At 69.0% G+C, this 17,043-nt stretch carries 19 protein-coding genes; 15 read left to right on the top strand and 4 right to left on the bottom strand.

Translation table 11 applies throughout. From position 1 onward, the window contains the following. The first annotated feature begins 99 nt into the window (after positions 1–99). Both groL and ACTH43_RS03150 read left to right on the top strand, forming a co-directional pair. Positions 100–1,737 carry a chaperonin GroEL gene (groL, locus tag ACTH43_RS03155; RefSeq protein ID WP_441443473.1) on the top strand — a complete coding sequence of 546 codons (1,638 nt, stop codon included), beginning with the start codon at positions 100–102 and terminating at the stop codon, positions 1,735–1,737. A gap of 396 nt (positions 1,738–2,133) precedes the next feature. Then, entirely contained in the window at positions 2,134–2,595 is a 462-nt protein-coding gene (locus ACTH43_RS03150) for an SRPBCC family protein (RefSeq protein WP_441443472.1), read from the top strand. A 45-nt stretch (positions 2,596–2,640) separates the two neighbouring features. On the opposite strand, the gene ACTH43_RS03145 is transcribed toward ACTH43_RS03150, so the two are convergent. Beyond that, complete coding sequence (locus tag ACTH43_RS03145; protein ID WP_441443471.1) at positions 2,641–3,480, bottom strand: CPBP family glutamic-type intramembrane protease; 840 nt, start codon at positions 3,478–3,480, stop codon at positions 2,641–2,643. A gap of 394 nt (positions 3,481–3,874) precedes the next feature. Here ACTH43_RS03145 and ACTH43_RS03140 point away from each other — a divergent pair, with 394 nt between their 5' ends. Genes ACTH43_RS03140 through ACTH43_RS03125 form a run of 4 tightly spaced genes read left to right on the top strand, consistent with a single transcriptional unit; the run spans position 3,875 to position 6,836 of the window. After that, positions 3,875–4,900, top strand: a complete 1,026-nt coding sequence (locus tag ACTH43_RS03140; protein WP_441443470.1) for a TRAP transporter substrate-binding protein — start codon at positions 3,875–3,877, stop codon at positions 4,898–4,900. After that, complete coding sequence (locus tag ACTH43_RS03135) at positions 4,900–5,046, top strand: hypothetical protein (RefSeq protein WP_441443469.1); 147 nt, start codon at positions 4,900–4,902, stop codon at positions 5,044–5,046. Before ACTH43_RS03140 ends, ACTH43_RS03135 begins: the two co-directional genes overlap by 1 nt. 3 nt (positions 5,047–5,049) lie before the next feature. Continuing rightward, positions 5,050–5,505: a TRAP transporter small permease gene (locus ACTH43_RS03130; RefSeq protein WP_441443468.1), complete on the top strand. Its 456-nt coding sequence runs from the start codon at positions 5,050–5,052 to the stop codon at positions 5,503–5,505. Between the two features lie 2 nt (positions 5,506–5,507). Beyond that, on the top strand, positions 5,508–6,836 hold the full coding sequence (locus ACTH43_RS03125) for a TRAP transporter large permease (RefSeq protein ID WP_441443467.1): 1,329 nt from the start codon (positions 5,508–5,510) through the stop codon (positions 6,834–6,836). Between the two features lie 139 nt (positions 6,837–6,975). On the opposite strand, the gene ACTH43_RS03120 is transcribed toward ACTH43_RS03125, so the two are convergent. Further along, positions 6,976–7,575, bottom strand: coding sequence for a hypothetical protein (locus ACTH43_RS03120; RefSeq protein ID WP_441443466.1), 600 nt, complete (start codon positions 7,573–7,575; stop codon positions 6,976–6,978). Beyond that, positions 7,572–8,576, bottom strand: coding sequence for an LLM class flavin-dependent oxidoreductase (locus ACTH43_RS03115; RefSeq protein WP_441443465.1), 1,005 nt, complete (start codon positions 8,574–8,576; stop codon positions 7,572–7,574). The genes ACTH43_RS03120 and ACTH43_RS03115 overlap by 4 nt, the downstream gene beginning before the upstream one ends. A 106-nt stretch (positions 8,577–8,682) precedes the next feature. On the opposite strand from ACTH43_RS03115, the gene ACTH43_RS03110 reads away from it, so the two are divergent. After that, positions 8,683–9,654: an MsnO8 family LLM class oxidoreductase gene (locus ACTH43_RS03110; RefSeq protein ID WP_441443464.1), complete on the top strand. Its 972-nt coding sequence runs from the start codon at positions 8,683–8,685 to the stop codon at positions 9,652–9,654. An 8-nt stretch (positions 9,655–9,662) separates the two neighbouring features. On the opposite strand, the gene ACTH43_RS03105 is transcribed toward ACTH43_RS03110, so the two are convergent. Then, the gene (locus tag ACTH43_RS03105) at positions 9,663–10,484 is read right to left on the bottom strand and encodes a hypothetical protein (protein WP_441443463.1); all 822 of its coding nucleotides are present in this window, start codon (positions 10,482–10,484) and stop codon (positions 9,663–9,665) included. Positions 10,485–10,642: 158 nt separating this feature from the next. Here ACTH43_RS03105 and ACTH43_RS03100 point away from each other — a divergent pair, with 158 nt between their 5' ends. The 8 genes from ACTH43_RS03100 (at position 10,643) to ACTH43_RS03065 (ending at position 17,043) form a co-directional block, all read left to right on the top strand. Further along, positions 10,643–11,359, top strand: a complete 717-nt coding sequence (locus ACTH43_RS03100; RefSeq protein WP_441443462.1) for a triose-phosphate isomerase — start codon at positions 10,643–10,645, stop codon at positions 11,357–11,359. A gap of 14 nt (positions 11,360–11,373) precedes the next feature. Then, positions 11,374–12,246, top strand: coding sequence for a class II fructose-bisphosphate aldolase (locus ACTH43_RS03095; RefSeq protein WP_441443461.1), 873 nt, complete (start codon positions 11,374–11,376; stop codon positions 12,244–12,246). After that, a complete protein-coding gene (locus tag ACTH43_RS03090; RefSeq protein WP_441443460.1) occupies positions 12,243–12,773 on the top strand; it encodes a YjbQ family protein in 531 nt (176 codons plus the stop codon). The genes ACTH43_RS03095 and ACTH43_RS03090 overlap by 4 nt, the downstream gene beginning before the upstream one ends. A gap of 58 nt (positions 12,774–12,831) precedes the next feature. Then, on the top strand, positions 12,832–13,107 hold the full coding sequence (locus ACTH43_RS03085; RefSeq protein ID WP_441443459.1) for an HPr family phosphocarrier protein: 276 nt from the start codon (positions 12,832–12,834) through the stop codon (positions 13,105–13,107). Beyond that, a complete protein-coding gene (gene ptsP / locus ACTH43_RS03080) occupies positions 13,104–14,831 on the top strand; it encodes a phosphoenolpyruvate--protein phosphotransferase (protein ID WP_441443458.1) in 1,728 nt (575 codons plus the stop codon). The genes ACTH43_RS03085 and ptsP overlap by 4 nt, the downstream gene beginning before the upstream one ends. A gap of 66 nt (positions 14,832–14,897) precedes the next feature. Next, positions 14,898–15,503, top strand: a complete 606-nt coding sequence (srlA, locus tag ACTH43_RS03075) for a PTS glucitol/sorbitol transporter subunit IIC (protein ID WP_441443457.1) — start codon at positions 14,898–14,900, stop codon at positions 15,501–15,503. After that, entirely contained in the window at positions 15,500–16,588 is a 1,089-nt protein-coding gene (srlE, locus tag ACTH43_RS03070; RefSeq protein ID WP_441443456.1) for a PTS glucitol/sorbitol transporter subunit IIB, read from the top strand. The genes srlA and srlE overlap by 4 nt, the downstream gene beginning before the upstream one ends. An 86-nt stretch (positions 16,589–16,674) precedes the next feature. Continuing rightward, a complete protein-coding gene (locus tag ACTH43_RS03065) occupies positions 16,675–17,043 on the top strand; it encodes a PTS glucitol/sorbitol transporter subunit IIA (RefSeq protein WP_441443455.1) in 369 nt (122 codons plus the stop codon).

Raw genomic sequence — 17,043 nt, 5'->3', positions numbered from 1 at the left:
GAGGGGGTCGCCGCTGTGGGACATGAACACGGCGTCGGCTCTCGTCCGTCGCGGGCACAGGGTCGGGTGGACACCACACCACACGGGAGAGATTCCACAATGGCCAAGCTCATCGCATACGACGAGGAGGCCCGGCGCGGCCTCGAGCGGGGAATGAACCAGCTCGCGAACGCCGTCAAGGTCACCCTCGGCCCCAAGGGCCGCAACGTCGTGCTCGAGAAGTCCTGGGGCGCGCCCACCATCACCAACGACGGCGTGTCGATCGCCAAGGAGATCGAGCTCGACGATCCCTACGAGAAGATCGGCGCGGAGCTGGTGAAGGAGGTCGCCAAGAAGACGGACGACATCGCCGGCGACGGCACCACCACCGCCACCGTCCTCGCACAGGCCCTCGTCAAGGAGGGGCTGCGCAACGTGGCCGCCGGCGCCAACCCGATCGCGCTCAAGCGCGGCATCGACAAGGCCGTGGCAGCCGTCACGGAGACCCTGCTCTCGCAGGCTCACGAGATCGAGACCAAGGAGCAGATCGCCTCCACCGCAGCCATCTCCGCCGCTGACCCGGCCATCGGCGAGCTCATCGCCGAGGCGCTGGACAAGGTCGGCAAGGAAGGCGTGATCACGGTCGAGGAGTCCAACACCATGGGCCTCGAGCTGGAGCTCACCGAGGGCATGCGGTTCGACAAGGGCTACATCTCGCCCTACTTCGTCACCGACGCCGATCGCCAGGAGACGGTCCTCGAGGACCCCTACATCCTGCTGATCTCCTCGAAGATCTCCTCCGTCAAGGATCTGCTGCCGCTGCTGGAGAAGGTCATCCAGTCCGGCAAGCCGCTCGCGATCCTCGCCGAGGATGTCGACGGCGAGGCGCTCGCGGTGCTCGTGGTCAACAAGCTGCGTGGCTCCTTCAAGTCCGTCGCCGTCAAGGCACCGGGCTTCGGCGATCGTCGTAAGGCGATGCTCGAGGACATGGCCATCCTCACCGGTGGCCAGGTCATCTCCGAGGAGGTCGGCCTGAAGCTGGAGACCGCTGGTCTCGAGCTGCTCGGCCAGGCTCGCAAGGTCGTCGTGACCAAGGACGAGACCACCATCGTCGAGGGCTCCGGCGACGCCGAGCGCATCGCCGGTCGCGTGTCCCAGATCCGCACCGAGATCGAGAACTCGGACTCGGACTACGACCGTGAGAAGCTCCAGGAGCGCCTCGCGAAGCTGGCCGGCGGCGTGGCCGTCATCAAGGCCGGCGCCGCCACCGAGGTGGAGCTCAAGGAGCGCAAGCACCGCATCGAGGATGCCGTGCGCAACGCCAAGGCTGCTGTGGATGAGGGCGTCGTCGCCGGTGGCGGCGTCGCGCTGCTGCAGGCCGGTGCGGACACCTTCGGCAGGCTCACCCTCGAGGGTGACGAGGCCACCGGGGCGAACATCGTCATGGTCGCCATCGAGGCACCGCTCAAGCAGATCGCGGTCAACGCCGGTCTCGAGGGCGGCGTCGTCGCGGAGAAGGTCAAGCACCTCCCCGTCGGCCAGGGCCTGAACGCTGCTACCGGCGTCTACGAGGACCTCCTCGCCGCCGGCATCATCGACCCGGTCAAGGTCACCCGTTCTGCGCTGCAGAACGCGGCGTCCATCGCGGGCCTGTTCCTCACCACCGAGGCCGTCGTGGCCGACAAGCCGGAGCCCAAGGCCCCGGCCGGCGGCGGCGACGACATGGGTGGCATGGGCGGAATGGGCGGCATGATGTGATCTCCTGATCACGCCGCTCCCACCGGAGCACCGCAGTGCCCCGATCCTCTCCGGAGGGTCGGGGCACTGTGCTGTCCGGCCCAGCGGTATCCAGCCCTGCGCTGTCCGGTGGCCCTGCTGCCGCACTCCTCCCCATCCCCGGTGCTCACCCTGGGCCCTTGACCCTGTCTCGAGGGCAATGGCGAGCATCAGCAGTGCCGGGAGGCGGCACGACGCCGCCGACTGCGGGAGCAGGTCGCCCGGGAGCGAGCGGAGCATCTCGAGATGATGCTCGGAGCGAGGCCTCGATGACGAACCCGTGAACGGTCCGGGTGTCTCTGGTCGAGGTCCAGGACTGATCACCTGCTCCGCGCGGCCGCCAGCCACGACGCAGTCGGGCGCGGGGACAATGGAGCCATGACCTACGAGATGCAGGATTCGATCGTCGTCCCCTCCACCCCGGACGAGGTGTACGCGCTGATCAGCGACGTCACGCGGACGGGCGAGTGGAGTCAGCAGTGCCTGCGCTGCGAGTGGGACAGCGAGCAGCGAGGAGTGGGCGCCCGCTTCACGGGGTTCAACCGCACCCCGGAGCGCGAATGGCAGACCACCTCCGAAGTCATCGCGGCCACCCCGGGAGAGCACTTCGCCTGGTCGGTGGGACCCGGCCGTGCCCAGTGGGGGTACCGGCTGCGGCCGGCCGCGGGCGGCGGCACGGAGCTGACCGAGTACACGCTCACCACCCCGTACTTCGAAGAGGTGTTCGCCGAACGCTACGGCGACCGCGCCGAGGAGGAGATCGCTGTGCGTCAGCGGGCCGCACGCACCGGGATCCCGGCGACGCTCGCCGCGATCCGTGAGGTGCTCGCCAGCCGCTGAGCAGGCCCTGCTCTGACCGGACGCGCCACGCCACGCCAGGCCTGGTCAGATCAGGAAGATCGGGATCACCCCGGGGTTGTGCGCGTGGACGATGGCGAGGAACACGATCACGTCGAAGAGCAGATGCACGACCAGCACGTACAGCAGCGAGCCGGTGCGGGAGAACAGCCAGCCCTGGAGCAGCGCGAAGGGGACGGTGAGCAGCGGCCCCCAGGCCTGATAGCCGAGCTCCCACAGGAAGGACACGAAGATGACCGCCTGCAGGAGGTTCGCCGTCCAGAGCCCGAAGTGGCGGCGCAGCAGCGCGAAGCAGGTGCAGATGAAGAACAGCTCGTCCCAGGTGCCCACGAAGTTCACGCCCACGAGGAAGCGTCCCAGCGCGCCGCTGTCCGTGATCGCCGGCCAGTTCTCGTAGGCGCCCGAGGTGATGAAGTAGTACGGCAGGATCAGCCAGCCCAGCACGGGCACGGCGATGATGTACCCCCACTGCCACCGATTCCACCTCTCGCCGGAGAGCCAGGGGAAGCGGATCGCCCGACGGCGCAGCACCAGACGGTCCACCAGCAGCGGCACTGCCACGGCGAGGAGCAGCACGGTCCCGATCGTGAAGAAGCGGTCCCAGTCCACATTCGCCTTCACCGAGGTGGTGGAGACGATCGCGATCCCGAGGCCGATCAGGGAGAGATCCTTGCCGAGCTCCCGGGAAAGGACGAAGGCGCCGAGCAGGCTGAGCGCGAGCAGTCCGTGGCCCCAGCCGGCGAGCTGGAGGCCGAAGAGGAGGAAGGCGGAGGCTGATACCCCGGCGGCAGGAAGCAGCCAGGTCGTCGGGGTGGGCGGCGCGGTGTCGACAGCGGTGACAGCGGTGGGGGTGGGCGGCGTTGCCATGGGCACCAGCATGCCAGTCGAGCGCTCGGTGGGACACAACTCACTACGGCCCGCCAGTGGCAACATACGGCAAGTGGTGAGACCGGTTTCTCGCGCGCTGGCACCCTGTCCGTGGTCGAGCTTTTGATGCGACCGGGCACCGTCGCCATAGGGCACGGAGATTGCCCTCGGGTGGACCCTCGGCAGGGTTCGCCGCCGCGCATCACAGTGAGCACCCTGAGCGTCCCGCCGTCGGCCAGACCGGCTTGATGGTGGCGAACGCACGTCTGCGCCGTCCCCGGCGGTGCGGTACGGAGCGTCCCATTCGAGGAGGAATGCAGTGCGAACACCTTTGTCCCGCCGACGAGGAGCCCCCCGCTCGCTCGCCGGTACTCGTGCCGATGTGAGGGAGGGAGTGGGACGTCGCGGATTCCTCAAGTCCCTGCCCGTGGTCGGCGCAGGTGCTGCGCTGCTCGGCGGCTGTGCCTCCCAGGAGGGTGCAGTCACCGGTGTCGACCGGGTACTGTCCATCTCCCTGGGTCAGGCGGAGTCCCACCCCAGCTACGGCTCGCTGGTCTCCTTCGGTGAGCGGATCGCGGAAGCGACCGACGGCCGCTACGGCGCCCGCGTGTACGCCAACAACTCCCTCGGCGACCAGCAGGAGACCGTGCAGCTGGTCTCCGACGGCGCGATCGACATGGCCGTCGTCTCCGGCACCCAGATCGAGAACTCCTCACCGCGCTTCCTGCCGATGAACGTCGCCGGGGTCTTCGACGACATCGACCACCAGAACCGGGTGATGCTCGACGAGTCGATCGTCGGCGAGCTGTTCGCATCCCTCGAGCCGCAGAAGCGGCTGTCGGTCCTGGGCGGCTACACCCAGGGCGGCCGGCACCTCTACACGGCGCAGGGTCCGATCGAGTCCGTCGAGGATCTGGAAGGGCTCAAGATCCGAGTCCAGGAGTCCGAGATCTTCCTGCGCCTGATCAACAACATCGGTGGGGTTCCCACTCCGATGGCCTACAGCGAGGTCTACACCGGGCTGCAGGCGGGGGTGCTCGACGGTGCGGAGAACAATGAGATCTCCTACGTCACCCAGCGCCACTACGAGGTCGCCAAGCACTTCACGCTCACCAATCACCTGATCGGCTTCGACTTCCTGCTGGCCAACACCGACCTGCTCGAGACGATGGACGAGCAGGACTCCGTGGCTCTCCGAGCCGCCTGGGCCGAGACCCAGAGCGAGTTCGTCGAGATCTGGAAGCAGCAGACCGAGGACGCCACCGCGACGATGCTCGAGCGCGGAGTGGTCATCACGGAGCCGGACCCCGAGGTGTTCACCGCGATCATCGAGGAGACCGGCATCTCCCTGCTGGAGGACCCGGCGGACTTCGCCCTGTACGAGGCGATCCGCGGTGCGGCCGAAGGGGGCGATTCCTGATGTGGAAGATCCGTCAAGGGCTGCTCTCCGCCCTCAAGGTGCTGTGCATCGTGCTGTTCGCGGTGCTCGTGCTGGTCGTGGTGTGGCAGGTGTTCACCCGCCAGGTGCTCAGTGCCCCCAGCGCCTGGCCCACCGTCACCGCCTAGTACATGTTCGTGTGGTTGAGCCTGTTCGCCGCGACCCTGGTGTTCGGCGAACGTGGTCACATCGCGGTCGACGTGCTAGCGCAGCGCGCCCCGGGGCTCTCCCGCCGCGTGCTGGTCGTCGCCGTCCAAGCCTCGACGCTCGCCTTCGCAGCGCTCGGCATGGTGTGGGGCGGGCTGCGCGGGGTCGCGATGTCCTGGGAGCAGGTGATCCCGGGCTTCCCGTTCTCCGTGGGCCATATGTACCTCGCACTGCCCGTCAGCGGGCTGATGATCGCCTTCCTCGCGCTCGAAGATCTGCTGCTCGCTGTGCGAGGCGATGAGCTCGCACCGCTCGAGGAGACCGACGACGAGGCCGCCGAGAGCGCCGGAGCCGCCGCGGCGGCAGCCGTCATCCAGGATTCCGACGGGCAGTCGCTCCCGGACTCCGACCCCCGCACCGACACCGAGAAGGAGCGCTGATCATGGATCCCGCAATGCTCGCCGGGATCATCCTGATCATCGGCATCCTCGTCCTCATCGCCATCGGCGCCCCGGTCGCGATCGCCATCGGCCTGCCCTCTGTGGTGGCCCTGATCGCCGTCATCGGCATCGAGCCGGCCGTGTTCGTCTCCGCGCAGCGCATGTTCATGGGCGCGAATTCGTTCTCCCTGCTCGCGATACCGTTCTTCGTGCTGGCAGGCCAGCTGATGAACACCGGCGGAGTGGCCGCCCGGCTGATCGACGCGGCCAAGGTGCTGGTGGGCCGCATGCCCGGCTCGCTCGCCCAGACCAACGTGGTCGCCAACGCGATGTTCGGCTCCGTCTCCGGCGCGGCTGTGGCCTCTGCCGCAGCCGTCGGCGGGATCCTCAGCCCCCGGCAGCGCAAGGAAGGCTATGACCCGGCCTTCGCCGCCGCGGTGAACGTCGCCTCGGCGCCTTCGGGCATGCTGATCCCGCCGTCGAACACTCTGATCGTGTATTCGCTTGTGTCCTCGACCTCGGTCGCCACGCTGTTCGCCGCCGGTTACGGCCCGGGCGCGGTATGGATGCTGGCCTGCATCGCGATGGTCTGGATCATGACGAAGCGCCGCCCCGAGCTGGTGGGCAACGACAACGGTGCTGCCCGCGGCGAGCTCACCCTCGCCATGGCACTGCGCACCCTGCTGGCCGCGGTGCCGGCGGTGTTCATGATGGTCATCGTCATCGGCGGTCTGGTGGCCGGGTTCTTCACCGCCACCGAATCCGCGGTGATCGCCGTGGTCTACTCGCTGGTCCTCGGCTTCATCTACCGGGCGCTGACCGTCAAGAAGCTGCCCGCGGTGATCCTGGCGGCGACCCGCACCACCGCCGTGGTGCTGCTGCTGATCGCGGTCTCCGGAGTGCTGGGCTGGGTGCTCGCCTATGCGACCATCCCGCAGTTCATCGCCGGTGCCCTGCTGGGGGTCTCCAGCTCCCCGATCATCGTGCTGCTGCTGATGATGCTGGCGCTGCTGGTGGTGGGCATGTTCATGGACCCCACCCCGGCGATCCTGATCTTCACCCCGATCTTCCTGCCCGTCGCCCTTGAGCTGGGTGTGGATCCGATCCACTTCGGCCTGATGATGACGTTCAACCTGTGCCTGGGCACGATCACCCCGCCGGTCGGTGTGATCCTGTTCGTCGGCGCGAGGGTGGGCCGGATGAAGGTGGAGCCGGTGATCATGCGCTTGCTGCCCTTCTACGTGCCGCTCGTGATCGGCCTGCTGCTGATCGTGTTCGTCCCGCAGATCTCGATGTTCATCCCCGATCTGCTCGGGATGTCCAGCGAGTGAGGCTGCTCGCGACGGGGCCACGGCGTACGCGCCGTGGCCCCGTTCTCATGCTCGCGGTGTCGCCCGCGGCAGCGGCCTGCGGCAGCGGCCTGCGGCAGCGGCCTGCGGCAGCGACTCGCAGCAGCGACCTGCGGGCCGCTCACATGTCGAAGGCAGAGATGACGAGCTGATCGCCGCCGGGGCAGACCGCGAGGACGCCCAACCCGTCGCCGGCCGCGGTCCGGTTCTCATATCCCGGCTGGGTGAGGACCGGCATCACGGTGAGCCACTCCTCGGGGCAGGAGGAGAGGGCCTCCTCGAGCGGGCCGACGATCGCAGCGCGCAGCTCTCCGTCCGTGAGCCGCTCGGGCTCGCCGCCGATCGATCCTGCGGCAGCCTGTGACTGTGCGGTCGTGGCCAGCTCTTCGACCTCCGCCGGGGCCAGTGTCACCACAGCCTGCCACCAGTAGTCGTCCTGGGCGGGGATCGGGACCCGCTCGTGCGGATCAGTGAACTGGCCGCCGATCAGTGTGAGCTCAGAGGCCGTGTCCAGCGTGGGCAGGTGCTCGGCCACCAGCTCGGAGCTGGTCGTCAGGGAGTCAGGCAGGAACCAGCGCTCGCTGTCCTCGTCGTGAATCCATGGGTCGCCCTGCCCCGGGCGAGATTCTTCGAGTTCGCCGCAGCCGGTGAGCGCTGCTGCGGAGAGGCAGAGCAGCGCGAGCCATGCGGCGGGAGCCGCGCCTTGGTGGCGTCGTCTCACAAGCCCCACGCCTGCGCGAGCAGCTCGAGCGCGTGCAGCCGGTCCGCCGGGTCGTAGTAGTAGGCGGTGAGGATGAGCTCGTCGGCGCCGGTGGCGGCGACGATCTCCTCGAGCTGCCGGACCACTGTGGCGGGGGAGCCGACTGCCTTGATCGACAGGGTCTGGTCGACCTGTGCGATGAGCTGCGGCGCGGCGACCTCGTCGATCGGCCGCGGGGGCTGGATCTTCTGGCGCCGGCCGGTGACGACCCCCAGGAACATCTGCTGGAGGGTGGTGAACTGACGCTGCGCCTCCTCGTCGGTGTCGGCCACCACCAGGTTGACGCCGACCATGGTGCGCGGCGTCGACATCTGTGCCGAGGCGGCGTCCGGGTCGAAGTTGTCGCGGTAGACGTCGAGCGCGTGCAGGTACTGGAAGGGGGCGAAGTGCGAGGCGACGGAGAAGGGCATCCCCAGCTGAGCGGCCAGGCGGGCGCCATTGGCGGTCGAGCCGAGGATCCACATCGGCACCTCGGTCCCGCGGGCGACATCCGCGGTGATCGGCAGGGAACCGATGGGCACCTCGCGGGACCAGTCCCGCATCTGCTCGACGGCGGCGATGAAGGCAGACGGCTCCGCCGAGGTGCGCGCGAGCAGCTGTGCGGTGAGCTGGTCCGTTCCCGGCGCCCGACCCAGGCCCAGGTCGATGCGGTCGCCGTGGAACTGCACCAGGGTGCCGAACTGCTCGATCACCGTCAGCGGCGCGTGGTTGGGGAGCATGATCCCGCCGGAGCCGACACGGATGCGCTCGGTCAGTGATGCCGCCCGGTCGATCAGCAGCGACGTGGCGGAGGAGGCCAGGCTGTTGGTGTTGTGGTGCTCGGCGAACCAGAGCCGTTCGTAGCCCAGCCGGTCGGCGGCCTTCGCGCCGTCCATCGACGCGTTGATCGCCTCGCGGGTCGTCATCCCTTCGGAGATGGAGACGAGATCGAGGATGGACAGCGGCACATGAGGAGCGTTCATACTGCTGAGGCTATCGAGGGAGCCGCTGCGGTGGCGGGCTCGGGGATGAGAGCTTCTCGACCTCCGATCAGGGAAGCTTCGCGCCCCACCAGGCGTTGGCCCCGGCATGAGGTTCTCTCTGCTCGACCGCTCCCGCACCCGCCATGGGCTTCCGGAGACCGCTGCTCTGGAGCATTCCGTCGAGCGTGCGATCGATGTCGAGCAGCTGGGCTATGAGCGGTTCTGGGTCGCAGAGCATCATGCGGTGCCCGGGATTGCGAGCGGTGCCCCGGCGGTGCTGCTGGCGGCGATCGGGGCCCGCACCCGCCGGATCAGGCTGGGCTCCGGAGGGGTGATGCTCCCCAACCATCGGCCGCTCGTGGTCGCCGAGCAGTTCCGCATGCTGGCCGCCCTGTATCCGGGCCGCATCGACCTGGGCCTCGGTCGGTCGCTGGGGTTCACCGAGCCGGTGCGGCACGCCCTCGGCCGCCTCGAGGCGAGCCCTGAGGAGTTCGCGCAGGAGCTCGCCGATGTGCGGGCGCATCTCGAGGGCTCCGCCCCGCTGACCGCCCGGCCCGCCGATGCCGGCGAGGTGCCGATGTTCGTGCTCGCGACCGGCAGCGGGGTCGACACCGCCGCTGCGCTCGGCCTGCCGGTGGTGCTCGGCGGCCCCTTCCTGGATTCCCCGGAGCTGCCGGATCGGCTCGCCGCCTACCGCCGCCGCTTCCGGCCGCATCGTGGCAGCTCGCCGCAGATCATCGTCTCCGTCGACGCGCTGATCGCGGACACCGACGAGGAGGCTCGCGAGCTGGCGCTGCCGGAGGTCTGGGCGATGGCGCGCTCCCGCACCACGGGTCTGTTCGAGGCCCTCGAACCGGTCGCGCGGATCCGAGCGTCCTCCATGAGCGAGAAGGAGGCTCGCCGGGTGGAGAGGGGCCTGGCGGCGACAGTGGCCGGGACGGCGGCGACCGTGCGCCGACGGATCGAGGAACTGGCCGAGCGCAGCGGGGCCCACGAGGTGATGGCGACCGGCGCGACCTATGACCGGGAGGCGCTCAGGGCCTCGGACACAGAGCTCGCGCGACTGCTGGCCGGCTGAGCCTCCGCTCAGCCGAGCTGCAGGCCGACGCTCAGCAGGATGTTCCCGAGCACCAGCACGCCCAGCACGATGAGGCCGCCGACGGGGACCGCGCGGAGCCGCAGCGGCTCAGAGGGCACCGCGGTGACGCTGCGGGCGAAGATGTGCGCCATCGGCGCGAAGACCAGGAGCGCCGTCCCCGCCGCGAGAATCGCGATCTGGGCGGAGGCCGGTATCTCGGCCGGGCTGATCGCGAGGTACACGATGCTCAGCAGCACCGAGACGGTCATCCCGTACAGCCACGGGAACAGCGTCATCGCATTGCGCAGGCGCGGATCGGCCCCGGCGTGGCGCGCCATGTGGGGCGCGAAGGCCCGGGCGTTGAGGAACATGCCGCCGATGCCGATCGCGAGCGCGAGGAACTGCAGCGGGAGGGATAGCCCGAGCAGCTGTGCGGCCTGCCCGGTGTCGCCGGCGCCGAAAGGAGTCAGGCACAGATACATGATGCCCTCCTGGACCGAGGTGAAAGCGAACCACAGCCACACCAGGTGCAGGAGATCAGCACGCCCGCGCAGCGGGGTCCACAGCTGCAGCAGCACACCGGTGACCAGGCTGAAGGCGGGGCCGGCGAGGAGCGTCAGCACCTGATCACCCTCCGGCGGAGAACCGCGGTCGATCACCCCGAAGGGATACAGGACCGAGGCGTGACCCTGGGCGAGCCCGGCCACCAGATGCGTGAGCTCGTGCACGAAGATCATCAGCGCGCTCGCGATGAGCGCGGCCACGAGGCTGTTCAGGAGCAGCGGTCGGGCGGAGGCCGGGGACGACTTTGCTGTGCGCCGGGTCACCATGGCGGCATCCTGTCACCGTTCATGGTGAGGCGCGCCGGGCTCTGTCGGAAATTTGATCGCGGACGCCTCTTGCGCATGCCGCCGGCTCATGCCATTCTGATCCGCATCAACAAGTTGCCTTGCAGACGCAACAAGTTGCGCCCAACGAAGGGAATCCGATGCGCGCACCAGCAGACTCGCAGGACTCAGGCCTCACCGGGCCGCTCCTGATCGTCAACCCGAAGGCGTATCTCTACGGAGACGAGCTCGTTCGTCTGGCCCGACTCACCGATGAGCTGGCCGGTCAGTTCCAGATCCCCACGATCTTCACCGCGCAGCACGCAGATCTGCGACTGCTCTCGGAGCACACCCTGGATCTCACGATCACGGCCCAGCACATGGACCCGATCGTCCCCGGCCGGGGGATGGGTCATGTCCTGCCCGAAGCCCTGGTGGATGCGGGCGCCCGCGCCGTGGTCCTGAACCACGCCGAGCACGCGCTCACCCTCGCGGAGCTCGATGCCACGATGGAAAGGGCGCGCGAGGTGGGCCTGTCCACCATCGTCTGCGCCGATTCCGATGCCCAGTGCCGGGCCGTCGCGCACCTCGGCCCCGACGCCATGATCTGCGAGCCCACCGCCGCGATCGGCACCGGCGAGATGGACGCCGGCGACTACGTCGAGCGGACCACCGCGATCGTCAAGGACGTGGACCCCTCGATCCTCGTGATCCAGGCGGCCGGCGTCAGCCGCGGTGCCGACGTCGCCCGGGTGCTCGCCCAGGGGGCCGGCGGCTCCGGCGGCACCAGCGGCATCATCAAGCACCCCGACTGGCGGGAGATCCTCAGCGAGATGTACACCGCGATCCGCGACCACGCCACCACCCCGACCCGCTGAGAGGCCAGGACCCCATGCTGATCACCCTGCCCGAGGCGCTCGCGCACGCCGAGCACCGCAACATCGGCCTCGCCGCCGTCAACACCCCGTTCTTCGAATCCCTGCTGGCCGCGATCGATGTCGGCGAGCGCACCGGGACCCCGATCATCCTCCAGTTCGCCCAGGTCCATGAGGGCATCGTGGGCATCGAGGAGATCGGCCCGGCGATGGTGGAGATGGCGCGGAGGTCCAGCGCCCCGTTCGTGGTCCACGTCGATCACGGCGAGGACATCGACTACATCCGCAAGGGCCTGGACATCGGGTTCAACTCCTGCATGATCGACGGCTCCCTCCGCCCCTACGAGGAGAACGTGGCCGTGACCGCCGAGGTGGTCGCCATGGCCCGCGAGCGCGGCGGCATCGGGGTCGAGGGCGAGCTCGGGGTGATGACCGGCAACGAGAACGGCGACCCCTCCCAGGGCGTCGCCGACGCGACCCTCTACACCGACCCGGAGCAGGCCCGCGATTTCGTCGAGCGCACCGGCGTGGACTGCCTGGCCAGCTCCTTCGGCACGGTCCACGGCCTCTACCGCCAGAAGCCCCAGATCGACTACGACCTCATCACCCGGCTGCGCGAGGCGACCGGGGTGCCGATCGTCATGCATGGCGGCTCGGGCCTGAGCGACGAGGAGTACCGCCGGAGCATCAGCCATGGCGTGCGGAAGATCAACTACTACACCTACGCGGCGCGGGCCGCCTATGACGCCGTCGTGCCGCTGGTCGAGGACGAGAACATCTTCCTGTTCTCCACTCTCGCCGCCGCCGCCCGCCGCGCTGTCGAGACCGAGGTCTCCCGCTTCGTCGACATCCTCAGCAGCACCGCGAACCCGCAGGGAGCCATCTCATGACCACCTTCCAGCGCACCATCGACCTGAGATCGCACGGGACGTCCACCAGCTTTCTCGACGTGACCGAGGAGGTCCGTTCCGCGATCAGCGCCAGCGGCATCACCACCGGTACCTGCGCGGTGATCTCGCCCCACACCACCTGCGCGGTGTACTTCGACGAATTCGCCCATGACCAGCTCGAGGACGGCACCGACTTCCTCCAGGCTGATCTGGATGCCGCGCTGTCGCGGATGTTCCCGGCGCAGACCAGCTTCCCGCCGGCCCAGGGCTACCTGTATCCGGGGGAGGAGCACTTCACCGAGGTGGAGACCTGGCTGAACGCGAGCACCTACCTCCCCGGGGGCGACCGCAGCCAGCTGCTGAACGCGGATGCCCACCTCAAGGCGAACCTCATCGGCTCCAGCGAGACGATCTCGGTCATCGACGGACAGGCCGCGTTCGGGGCCACCGGCTACGTCTTCTTCGTCGACTTCGATCGCGCCCGGGCCCGTGACCGGAAGTGCCACATCGTCGTCACCGGCGACTGACCCCTACCGACCACCCCGGTTCCGGTGCCACGCATCGGGAGCAGACAGGAGGACATCGATGTCCACTCGCACCGCGATTCGCACCGCCACCGTCGGCGCAGCCGACGGCCTGCACGCCCGCCCCGCCGCCGCCTTCGTGAAGGCCGCGAAGGCCCTCGGCATCCCCGTGAGCATCACCAAGGGCGACAAGAAGCCCGTCTCCGCCGCCTCCATGCTCGGAGTGCTCGGTCTCGGCGCAGGGCAGGGCGATGAGGTGATCCTCAGCTCGGACGCCGCAGGCGCTGACGACGCGCTCGCCGGTCTCGTCGAGCTGCTCGAGAGCGAGGACGGATGAGCGCCGTGAGCACGATGGCAGCACGCGTGATGCAGGGGATCGGCGTGGGCAGCTTCGCCGCGATCGGCCCGGTGCGCACCCTGCACGCCGTCGCCCCCGCCCCGGCCGATGAACCGACGCCCGCCGACGAGCCGGCCTTCGAGGCCGCGGAGGCGGCGATCGCGAACGCGCTCGCCGAGGTCAGCGCGGCTCTGCTGAGCGCCGCCGCACGCCAGGACGATCCCACGGCGATCGAGGTCCTCGAGGCGACCGCGGAGATCGCCGCCGACCCCGAGCTCGTCGAGCAGGCTGCCGCCGCCATGAGCGAGGGCATCGGACCGGCCAACGCCGTCACGAAGGTCTTCGCCGCCTACGCCGAGATGTTCCTCGAGATGGGCGGCTATATGGCCGAGCGCGTCGCGGATCTCCACTCGGTGCGCGACCGGGTCGTCGCCCGCCTCCTGGGCTGGCCGGAGCCGGGAATCCCGGACCTGGACCGACCCTCGGTCATCACGGCTGAGGACCTCACCCCGGCGGACACCCTCTCCCTCGAGCTCGCGAACGTCCTCGCGCTGGTCACCGAGGCCGGTGGACCGACCTCGCACACCGCGATCATCGCCCGGCAGCTCGGGGTGCCGTGCCTGGTGCGCACTCCCGGAGTGCTCAGCATCCCCGAAGGCACCGAGGTCGCCGTCGACGCCGCCCGTGGCACGCTCGTGGTGGATCCCGACGAGGAGCTCCGCGCAGATTTCCGCGAACGCGAGGCACGCTGGCAGGAGCTCCGCGAGGACACCGCTCCCGGAGCGACGGCCGACGGCCACCGGATCCAGCTGCTGGCCAACATCGGCACCGTCGAGGATGCGCGTGCGGCTGCGGGCACCGCTGTCGAGGGCGTCGGACTCTTCCGCACCGAGTTCCTCTTCCTGGGACGCACCCAGGAGCCCTCTGTCGAGGAGCAGGCCGAGCAGTACCGCGAGGTCCTGCGTGCCTTCGATGGCCGCAAGGTCGTCATCCGCACCCTCGATGCCGGAGCGGACAAGCCGATCGCCTTCGCCGGCACCCGGCCCGAGGCGAACCCCGCGCTCGGAGTCCGGGCGTACCGGCTGTCGCGCCGCTCGCCGCAGGTCCTGCGCCATCAGCTCGAGGCCCTCGCCCGGGCGATCGCGGACGTGCCCGGCACCGATGCGCAGGTGATGGCCCCGATGATCTCGACTCCCGCGGAGGCGCAGGAGTTCCATGACCTGGCCACCGAGCGCGGCATCGGCACGGTCGGGGTGATGGTCGAGGTGCCCGCGGCGGCGCTCACCGCCGAGCACGTCCTGGCGCCGTTGGACTTCGCCTCGATCGGCACCAACGACCTCGCCCAGTACACGATGGCGAGCGATCGGGAGCTGGGCGACCTCGCCGAGCTCATCGACCGCTGGCAGCCCGCGATCCTGCAGCTCATCGAGCGCACCGCGCAGGCCGGTGCGACGCTCGGCCGGCCGGTCGGGGTGTGCGGCGAATCCGCCGCGGATCCGTGCATGGCCCTGGCCCTGTGCGGCCTCGGCGTCACCAGCCTGTCCATGTCTGCGGCGGCCGTTCCACAGGTCCGCTTCGCATTGCGGCGCACCGACCTGGCCACCTGCCAGGAGATGGCGCGCGCCGCCCTGTCCGCCCCCGATGCCACCCAGGCTCGGCGGGCTGTCGTCTCACGGCTCAGCGATGAGGTCCGCGAGGCACTTCTGATCGACCCCGCTCTCTGAGACGCGACAGGCCGATCCCCTTCCGGGACCACGCAGACGTGGCCCGACCACACGATTGGAACCATCATGGGAAACAACCCCGTCATGAACGGGCTGACCTGGGGCGCTGAAGCGTTCATCGGTCTCTTCCAAGAAGCCGCCGACTCCTTCATGGGACTCGTCACCGGCGTTCTGCCCCTGCTCATGGTCATGCTGACCTTCATGTACGCCCTCACCACCTGGATCGGTGAGGAGCGCGTGACCAACGCCGTCCGCTGGGCCGGTCGCTTCACGATCACCCGCTACACCATCATGCCGATGCTGTCGATGCTGCTGCTGACCAACCCGATGGCGTACACCTTCGGCCGCTTCCTGCCGGAGCGGTACAAGCCCGCCTTCTACGACTCGACCGTCTCGTTCTGCCACCCGGTCACCGCGCTCTTCCCGCACGCCAACGCGGGCGAGATCTTCGTCTGGGCAGGCGTGTCGGCCGGAGTCATGCAGGCTGCCCCCGAGAAGTACGCGACGCTCGCGATTCTCTACTTCCTCGTGGGAATGGTCGTCATCCTGATCCGCGGCATCGCCACGCAGTGGATGACGAACCTGCTCATCAAGCGCGGCGGCCACGCGAAGACCTTCGCGAAGTACGACGAGGACTACGCCGCAGGACGCATCCAGGGGGTGTCGGCATGAGCGACTTCCGCACAGTCAACATCGTCAAGGGGCACGGCGGCTGGGGCGATGGCCTCACGCTGACTCCGACCGCCGAGAAGAAGATCGTCCTGTCCGTCACCGGCGGCGGCATCCACCCGATCGCGCGGCACATCGCCGAGCTCTCGGGCGCCCAGGCGGTCGACGGCTTCAAGAACCATGTCGAGGACGAGAAGGTCCTCGCTGCGGTCATCAACTGCGGCGGCACCGCCCGCATCGGGGTCTACCCCAAGAAGCGGATCCCCACGGTCGACATCTACCCGGGATCCCCCTCCGGTCCGCTCGCGAAGTACATCACCGCGGACATCTTCGTCTCGGACGTCGGTGCCGGCCAGATCACCCTTGCCGAGGGTGAGCAGGCCGCATCCTCCGAAGCCGGTGCAGCCGGTGCAGCCGGTGCAGCCGGTGCAGCCGGTGCAGCCGGTGTCGCTGGTGCGGCCGGTGCCACTGGCGCCGGCGCTGGCACCGCCGGCGCAGACACCCAGGTCGCCGAGGAGACGGAGGAGACCACCTACGAGGAGACTCCCGAGAACAAGGGGTTCACCGGTCTCGTCGTGAAGTTCGGCGGGGCGATCGGCTACGTCATCAACACCCTGCTGGCCGCGGGCCGTCAGTCGATCGACATCATGCTCAAGACGGTCATCCCGTTCATGGCATATGTGGGGCTCCTGATCGGCTTCGTGAACTACACGGGGCTCTCGGACCTGATCGCGCAGGGCGTGAGCCCGCTGGCCTCGAACCCTCTGGGCCTGCTGCTGCTGTCCTTCATCGTCGCCCTGCCGTTCCTCTCGCCGATCCTCGGACCCGGTGGAGCGATCGCGCAGGTCGTCGGTGTGCTCATGGGAACGCAGATCGGTGCCGGGGCGCTGCCGGTGCAGTACGCGCTGCCGACCCTGTTCGCGATCGACGGCCAGGTGGGCGCGGACTTCATCCCCGTCGGCCTGTCCCTCGGCGAGGCGAAGCCCGAGACCGTCAGCGTGGGCGTTCCCGCAGTGCTGTTCACCCGCCTGGTCACCTCACCCATCGCCGTGCTGATCGCCTACGGGGCCTCGTTCCTGCTGGTCTGACGCACCGCAGCTGCACTCATCAGCTCTCACCAGCACGCGACAGCACCACCGCCACACACCACCCACCAGCCTGAAGGAGAGTCACCATGACCACCATCTGGAACGCCACCGTCTCCCGCATCGGCGGCGACGCCGCCGACATGATCGAGGAGGGCGTCATCATCCTCTTCGGTGAGCCCGTCCCGCCCGCCCTGTTCGACGTCAGCGTCGTCCATGAGGGTGCCGAGTCCCCGACCCGTGAGGTCGCCGCCGGTGACGTCATCACCTTCGGCGAACAGACCTTCGAGGTCACCGCCCTGGGTGACAAGGCCAATGCGAACCTCGCAGAGCTCGGCCACGTGGTCCTCTACGTCAACCAGCCCGACCAGGAGCTGCTGCCCGGTGCCATCCTGGCCACCGGCCCGGACGTCATCGTCCCCGCCGTGGGTGCATCGATCTCGGTGGCAGGTGCCTGA

The sequence above is a fragment of the Brachybacterium sp. genome (assembly GCF_052095815.1).
Classification (GTDB): Bacteria; Actinomycetota; Actinomycetes; order Actinomycetales; family Dermabacteraceae; genus Brachybacterium.
The sequence above is the reverse complement of the archived record's forward strand: the minus strand, read 5'-3'. Positions and strand labels throughout refer to the sequence as shown.